This is a genomic window from Prevotella sp. AM23-5 (assembly GCF_003473645.1).
GTDB classification, from domain to species: domain Bacteria; phylum Bacteroidota; class Bacteroidia; order Bacteroidales; family Bacteroidaceae; genus Prevotella; species Prevotella copri_A.
Genome location: NZ_QUCG01000090.1, coordinates 1 through 443 on the forward strand (window position 1 = coordinate 1; position 443 = coordinate 443).

The window sequence follows — 443 nt, forward strand, 5'->3', positions numbered from 1 at the left end:
CTCGGATTGTTCTCCATCGGTATGACTTCACGTGGCGAGGTGAGCAAGGAGAAGGTAACTGCTGCAAGTGTGCTGGGCGTGCACCTGATTGTAAGAAACACGAAGACCTGGAGCAATGCCGAGCTGAAGAAGCTCACCAAGATCGTGGCATACGATGATTATACCTCCGGGGCTGAGGATGGCGGCGGAACTGAAAATACGCCAGGTGGTGGTGATACTAGCCAGGGCGCTGGCGGCGAGACCAACAAGGATAACGGCGGAACCAGCCAGGGCGGCGGTGGCACCAGCCAGGGCACTGGCGGCGGAACTGACAGCGGAACTGACGGCGGCGGCGACAACGTAAGTTTGTAAATCATTAATCACTAAAAAAAACTGCTTATGAAGAAAGAAACCTGGAAAACAGTATTTCAGATAGTACTATCTATCTTAACCGCTATCGCCGC

At 53.3% G+C, this 443-nt stretch carries 1 protein-coding gene and 1 pseudogene; both read left to right on the forward strand.

From position 1 onward, the window contains the following. A pseudogene (locus DW657_RS17955) lies at positions 1-351 on the forward strand (hypothetical protein); the annotation flags it as partial. A gap of 27 nt (positions 352-378) precedes the next feature. Then, positions 379-443: smalltalk protein (locus DW657_RS17960; RefSeq protein ID WP_158577402.1), on the forward strand; the 65-nt coding region annotated here is incomplete at its 3' end.